Origin of the sequence: Bacillus cereus (assembly GCF_002567495.1) — a bacterium.
In the GTDB taxonomy this organism is placed as follows: domain Bacteria; phylum Bacillota; class Bacilli; order Bacillales; family Bacillaceae_G; genus Bacillus_A; species Bacillus_A cereus_AQ.
The window spans coordinates 132341-138674 of record NZ_NVAP01000054.1; the positions used below are offsets into that span (position 1 = coordinate 132341).

The following is a 6334-nucleotide window of genomic DNA, read 5'->3' on the forward strand; positions in this document are numbered from 1 at the left end:
TGAAGCACATGAGCATCAGAGCTGAAGAAATTAGCGCACTGATAAAGCAACAAATTGAGAACTATCAGTCTGAAATCGAAGTGAGTGATGTTGGTACAGTTATCCAAGTTGGTGACGGTATTGCGCGTGCTCATGGTCTTGATAACGTTATGGCTGGTGAACTTGTAGAGTTCTCTAACGGCGTTATGGGACTAGCACAAAACTTAGAGGAAAACAACGTAGGTATCATTATTTTAGGACCTTACACAGAAATCCGTGAAGGTGATGAAGTTCGTCGTACTGGTCGCATCATGCAAGTACCAGTAGGAAAAGAACTAATCGGTCGTGTTGTAAACCCATTAGGTCAACCAGTTGATGGTTTAGGCCCAATCAATACAACAAACACTCGTCCAATCGAAAGCCCAGCACCAGGTGTAATGGATCGTAAATCTGTTCATGAGCCACTTCAAACAGGTATTAAAGCGATTGATGCTCTTGTACCAATTGGCCGTGGTCAACGTGAGTTAATCATTGGTGACCGCCAAACAGGTAAAACAGCAGTTGCACTTGATACAATCATTAACCAAAAAGATGAAGATATGATTTGTATCTATGTAGCTATCGGACAAAAAGAGTCAACTGTACGTAACGTAGTAGAAACACTACGTAAGCACGGTGCATTAGATTACACAATCGTTGTAACTGCATCAGCTTCTCAACCAGCTCCATTATTATACTTAGCGGCTTATGCTGGTGTAACAATGGGTGAAGAGTTCATGTACAATGGTAAACACGTATTAGTAGTATATGATGACTTATCAAAACAAGCAGCGGCTTACCGTGAGCTTTCATTACTATTACGTCGTCCTCCAGGTCGTGAAGCATATCCAGGGGATGTATTCTACTTACATTCTCGCTTATTAGAGCGTGCAGCAAAATTAAGTGATGCAAGAGGCGGCGGTTCTTTAACTGCACTACCTTTCATCGAAACACAAGCAGGGGACGTATCAGCTTACATCCCAACAAACGTAATCTCGATTACGGATGGACAAATCTTCTTACAATCTGACCTATTCTTCTCTGGCGTACGTCCAGCGATCGATGCGGGTACTTCTGTATCTCGTGTTGGTGGATCTGCTCAGATTAAAGCAATGAGTAAAGTATCAGGTACACTTCGTCTTGACCTTGCATCTTACCGTGAGTTAGAAGCGTTCGCTCAGTTCGGTTCTGACCTTGATAAAGCAACTCAAGCGAAATTAAACCGTGGTGCTCGTACTGTTGAGGTATTAAAACAAGGATTACACAAACCGTTACGTGTAGAGAAACAAGTTATCATTCTTTATGCTTTAACACGTGGATTCCTAGATGATATCCCAGTAGTAGATATCACTCGTTTCGAAGAAGAATTCCATGCTTGGTTAGATTCTAATGCGACTGACTTATTAGAAGAAATCCGCACAACTAAGAAACTTGCGGATGACGACAAATTTGCAGCAGCTATTAATGGATTTAAAAAAGTATTCGTAGCTTCTGAATAATAAAAGCGGAAGCGGCTCGTCCTGAATGTGAGGGGGATGGAGCTTCTGACGAAGAGGCGGTCTTTGCCTCGTAGGAAGAAGTGAAGCCACCGAACATTCAAGCCGCTGGAGCTAGATAATAATATATATAGGCATCTCAGGCTTTGAGATTGCTGACGGTTATGTAAAGGAAAAGAGTAGGTGCACCTATTCTTTTCCTTCAATCATGAGCAAGAATATCTTGCAACGTAGATTAGGAAGAGAATTCTTACTAATCGTGCCAACTTCCGGAAAAAAGGTGGTGAAAACCTGTGGCATCTTTACGCGATATAAAAGCGAAGATTACCTCGACAAAGAAGACGAGTCAAATTACGAAAGCGATGGAGATGGTATCTGCATCTAAGTTAAATCGTGCAGAACAAAATGCTAAATCTTTCGTTCCGTATATGGAAAAGATTCAAGAAGTAGTAGCGAGCATTGCGCAAGGAAGCAAAGGGATTAATCATCCGATGCTAAATGCGCGTCCTGTAAAGCGTACAGGATACATCGTTATTACATCTGATCGCGGACTAGCAGGTGGTTATAACAGTAACGTATTACGTACAGTGAGTAACGTAATTCGTGAACGTCATAATATGGATTCAAACCAATATTCAATTATTGTGCTTGGACGACTAGGACGTGATTATTTAAAACGTCGCGGCTTTAACATCATTGATGAAGTAGTTGGATTATCTGACCACCCATCATTTACTGATATTAAAGATCTTGCTTCTCGAGCAATTGCGATGTTTGCAGATGGTGCTTATGATGAGCTGTATATTTACTACAACCATTACGTAAGTAAAATTTCACAAGAAGTAACGGAAAATAAAATTTTACCGCTTACTGATGTGGCGTCTGATAAACCGACGACAGCTTATGAATTCGAACCTTCTGAAGAAGAAATTTTAAAAGTACTATTGCCACAATACGCAGAAAGCTTAGTGTACGGTGCATTACTAGATGGTAAAGCAAGTGAGCACGCAGCGCGTATGACAGCAATGAAGAGTGCTACAGACAACGCAATGGAAGTTATCGATTCACTTACACTTTCATTCAACCGTGCGCGTCAGGCAGCGATTACGCAAGAAATTACGGAAATCGTTGGTGGAGCAGCAGCGTTAGAATAGTAATAAAAAGTGGAAGCGGCTCTTTCAAAAGAGTCGCGTAAGCTAAACTAATAAAAAATTAAAAGCCGACTTCTCTTAGAAAGCTGGCTAATTAAAAGAAAGCTAGGAGGGAACCCGATGAATAAAGGGCGCGTTACGCAAATCATGGGTCCGGTTGTAGACGTTAAGTTTGATGGCGGAAAGCTACCAGAAATCTACAACGCCCTTACGGTAAAACAAAGCAACGAAAACGGAGCAAGCATTAACTTAACATTTGAAGTTGCACTTCATTTAGGTGATGACACAGTTCGTACAGTTGCGATGTCTTCCACAGATGGACTTGTTCGTGGCACAGAAGTAGAAGATACTGGTAAAGCAATCTCTGTACCAGTTGGTGATGCAACACTTGGTCGTGTATTCAACGTATTAGGTGATGCAATTGACTTAGATGGTGATGTTCCTGCGGATGTACGTCGTGATCCAATTCACCGTCAAGCACCTGCATTCGAAGAATTATCTACTAAAGTAGAAATTCTTGAAACTGGTATTAAAGTAGTAGACTTACTTGCTCCTTATATTAAGGGTGGTAAGATTGGTCTATTCGGTGGTGCCGGTGTAGGTAAAACAGTATTAATTCAGGAGTTAATCAATAACATCGCACAAGAGCACGGTGGTATCTCTGTATTCGCTGGTGTAGGTGAGCGTACTCGTGAGGGTAATGACTTATACCACGAAATGAGCGATTCTGGCGTAATCAAGAAAACTGCGATGGTATTCGGACAAATGAACGAGCCACCTGGAGCACGTCAACGTGTTGCATTAACAGGTTTAACAATGGCTGAGCATTTCCGTGATGAGCAAGGACAAGACGTATTATTGTTCATCGATAACATCTTCCGTTTCACGCAAGCGGGTTCTGAAGTATCTGCCCTTCTTGGTCGTATGCCATCTGCGGTAGGTTACCAACCAACACTTGCAACAGAAATGGGTCAATTACAAGAGCGTATTACATCTACAAATAAAGGGTCTATCACGTCTATCCAAGCGGTATATGTACCAGCCGATGACTATACTGATCCAGCACCAGCTACAACGTTCGCTCACTTAGATGCAACAACAAACTTAGAGCGTCGTTTAACACAAATGGGTATTTACCCAGCCGTAGATCCATTAGCATCTACATCTCGTGCACTTTCTCCAGAAATCGTAGGAGAAGAGCATTATGAAGTAGCTCGTCAAGTACAGCAAACTTTACAACGTTACAAAGAGCTTCAAGATATCATCGCTATCTTAGGTATGGATGAGTTATCTGAAGAAGATAAGTTAGTTGTACATCGTGCTCGTCGTATTCAATTCTTCTTATCTCAGAACTTCCACGTAGCTGAGCAGTTTACAGGTCAAAAAGGTTCTTATGTACCTGTAAAAAATACAGTTAGTGGTTTCAAAGAAATTCTAGAAGGAAAATATGATGACCTTCCAGAAGATGCATTCCGTTTAGTTGGTGGCATTGAAGAAGTTATTGAAAACGCGAAGAAAATGATGGCGTAAGGCCTTAGGAGGGACGAAGTATGAAGACATTTCCAGTCAGTATTGTAACTCCTGATGGACCGGTTTACGAAAAAGAAGTAGAAATGGTAAGTGTAAAAGCAGAGAGTGGGGAAATGGGGATCTTACCAGGTCACATTCCAACTGTTGCACCATTAAAAATTAGTGCAGTTCGTCTGAAAAATGGTGGACACACTGATTATGTAGCAGTAAGCGGTGGCTTTATCGAAGTTCGTCCAGATAAAGTGACTGTATTATCATCATCTGCTGAAGAAGCAAACCATATCGATATCCATCGCGCAAATGAAGCGAAGCGTCGCGCTGAGCAACGTATGCAAGATAAACAAGCACATGTTGACTTTAAACGTGCAGAAATGGCCTTGCAACGTGCCGTGAACCGTTTAAACGTTTCCGATATGAAATAAAAAAATCCGTAAGGGCTTTGCCTTTACGGATTTTTTTATGTGAATTTTATGGATAATTTTACAAAACTGGTATAATTATATTGATGCTTGTATAAGTAGAAGTGTACAACAATTTATATTTCATGAAGGGGATGAATCAATGATCGGTGAAATGAAACGAGAAGCGTTGGACTCTTTAAAGGGAAAATGGGGACTAGGTGTTGGATCAACGATTTTATATTTTATTTTAAGTTATGTCGTTTCAATGGCTGCAATGCTTATACTATTAATTCCAGGAATTATTATATTTTTCTTAGTTGTTACCGTAACTGGATCAGTTGAAAAGGAAACGATGTCAATTGGAGCAGGTATTACATTTGGGATTTTTTATTGCGTTATGATAATTTTGAGTAATGCATCTTATGGAATTACATCATATGGTTATACGAATGTATTTTTGCAGATTAGTAAACGAGAAGATGCTAAAGTAGATCACTTATTCGAAGGGTTTCGTGGCTTTAAAAGAATGATGAAAACAATGTGGGCAATGCTTGCGATTTTGTTATATACAGGTACATGGATTCCGATGTTGTTAATAGGCTTATTCGCATTGTTAGGTGAAGAAGGAAATACGTCATTTGCAATAGCTTTCTTCGTACTATTAGCAATTTCAATTGGTGGTATGATTGTGATGTATTTTTCTTATGCGCTGACGTACTATGTGATGATTGAAAATCCAGAATATAGTGTTTCGCAGGCGATGAAGGAGAGTAAGAATCTTATGAAGGATCATAAGTTAGATTTGTTTCTTTTATGGCTGAGCTTCATAGGATGGGCTGTTTTAGCGCTTCTTACTTTTGGAATAGGATTTCTTTGGCTTAGTCCGTATATGAGTACAACGACAGCACACTTTTATCGCTACATTTCAAAAGGCGAATTGCAATAGGAACATGCTATACTAATAGAATTATTGTGTATAGGAGGCGAGGCTACGTATGATTAGTGATTTAAAAGGAGAAGCACTAGATTCATTAGAAGGGAAATGGGGATTAGCTGTCGGGGCTACACTACTCATTTCAATTCTTATCACAGCTTTTGATTTTAGTGTTGATTGGGGATTTTCTTTAATTTTTGGTTGGCAAAAAACAAATGGTTCACTTCCAATAAATATTCTTACATTTTTTGTTACTGGACCGTTAACTTTAGGTGGATATTACCTTGGTTTAAATATCCTTCGTGAAAAGCAAGCTAGTATCGGTAATGTATTCATTTGGTTTTCAGAGGGAAAGAGATTTCTAAAATCATTTTTATTATATTTATTAGTAAATCTTTATCTTTTCTTATGGACGCTATTGTTCATTATTCCAGGTATTATTAAATCATTTTCTTATGCAATGACGTATTTCATTATAAATGATCATCCTGAGTATTCGCTGAACCAAGCTATTACAGAAAGTCGTCGTATGATGGATGGACATAAGATGGAGTATTTCATTTTATGTTTAAGTTTTATTGGTTGGTTTATATTAAGTTGTATTACATTAGGAATTGGATTCTTATGGTTAATTCCATATTTCTATACAACATCTGCAGCTTTTTACGAAGAAATTGCAGAAGAATATTATGAGAAAAATATTCCAACAATATAAGGTGAAATTGTAATCAATCGGGGGCATCCCCGTTAATATGGGATAAAAACACCCAGTATGAACAAATAGTTTGAAGTGAACCCGAATAG

General features: G+C 39.2%; 6 protein-coding genes. All 6 read left to right on the forward strand.

Going from position 1 to position 6334, the window contains the following annotated elements:
- Nucleotides 1-8 precede the first annotated feature (8 nt).
- The 6 genes from atpA (at nucleotide 9) to COK05_RS26210 (ending at nucleotide 6245) form a co-directional block, all read left to right on the forward strand.
- Complete coding sequence (atpA, locus tag COK05_RS26185; protein WP_000027511.1) at nucleotides 9-1517, forward strand: F0F1 ATP synthase subunit alpha; 1509 nt, start codon at nucleotides 9-11, stop codon at nucleotides 1515-1517.
- A 290-nt stretch (nucleotides 1518-1807) separates the two neighbouring features.
- Complete coding sequence (gene atpG, locus COK05_RS26190; protein ID WP_000157703.1) at nucleotides 1808-2668, forward strand: F0F1 ATP synthase subunit gamma; 861 nt, start codon at nucleotides 1808-1810, stop codon at nucleotides 2666-2668.
- A gap of 117 nt (nucleotides 2669-2785) precedes the next feature.
- Nucleotides 2786-4195, forward strand: a complete 1410-nt coding sequence (atpD, locus tag COK05_RS26195) for a F0F1 ATP synthase subunit beta (protein WP_001032589.1) — start codon at nucleotides 2786-2788, stop codon at nucleotides 4193-4195.
- A gap of 20 nt (nucleotides 4196-4215) precedes the next feature.
- Nucleotides 4216-4617, forward strand: coding sequence for a F0F1 ATP synthase subunit epsilon (atpC, locus tag COK05_RS26200; protein WP_000847214.1), 402 nt, complete (start codon nucleotides 4216-4218; stop codon nucleotides 4615-4617).
- Between the two features lie 139 nt (nucleotides 4618-4756).
- Nucleotides 4757-5542, forward strand: a complete 786-nt coding sequence (locus tag COK05_RS26205; RefSeq protein WP_098614869.1) for a DUF975 family protein — start codon at nucleotides 4757-4759, stop codon at nucleotides 5540-5542.
- Nucleotides 5543-5591: 49 nt separating this feature from the next.
- Nucleotides 5592-6245: a DUF975 family protein gene (locus tag COK05_RS26210; RefSeq protein WP_098614870.1), complete on the forward strand. Its 654-nt coding sequence runs from the start codon at nucleotides 5592-5594 to the stop codon at nucleotides 6243-6245.
- Nucleotides 6246-6334: the final 89 nt, after the last annotated feature.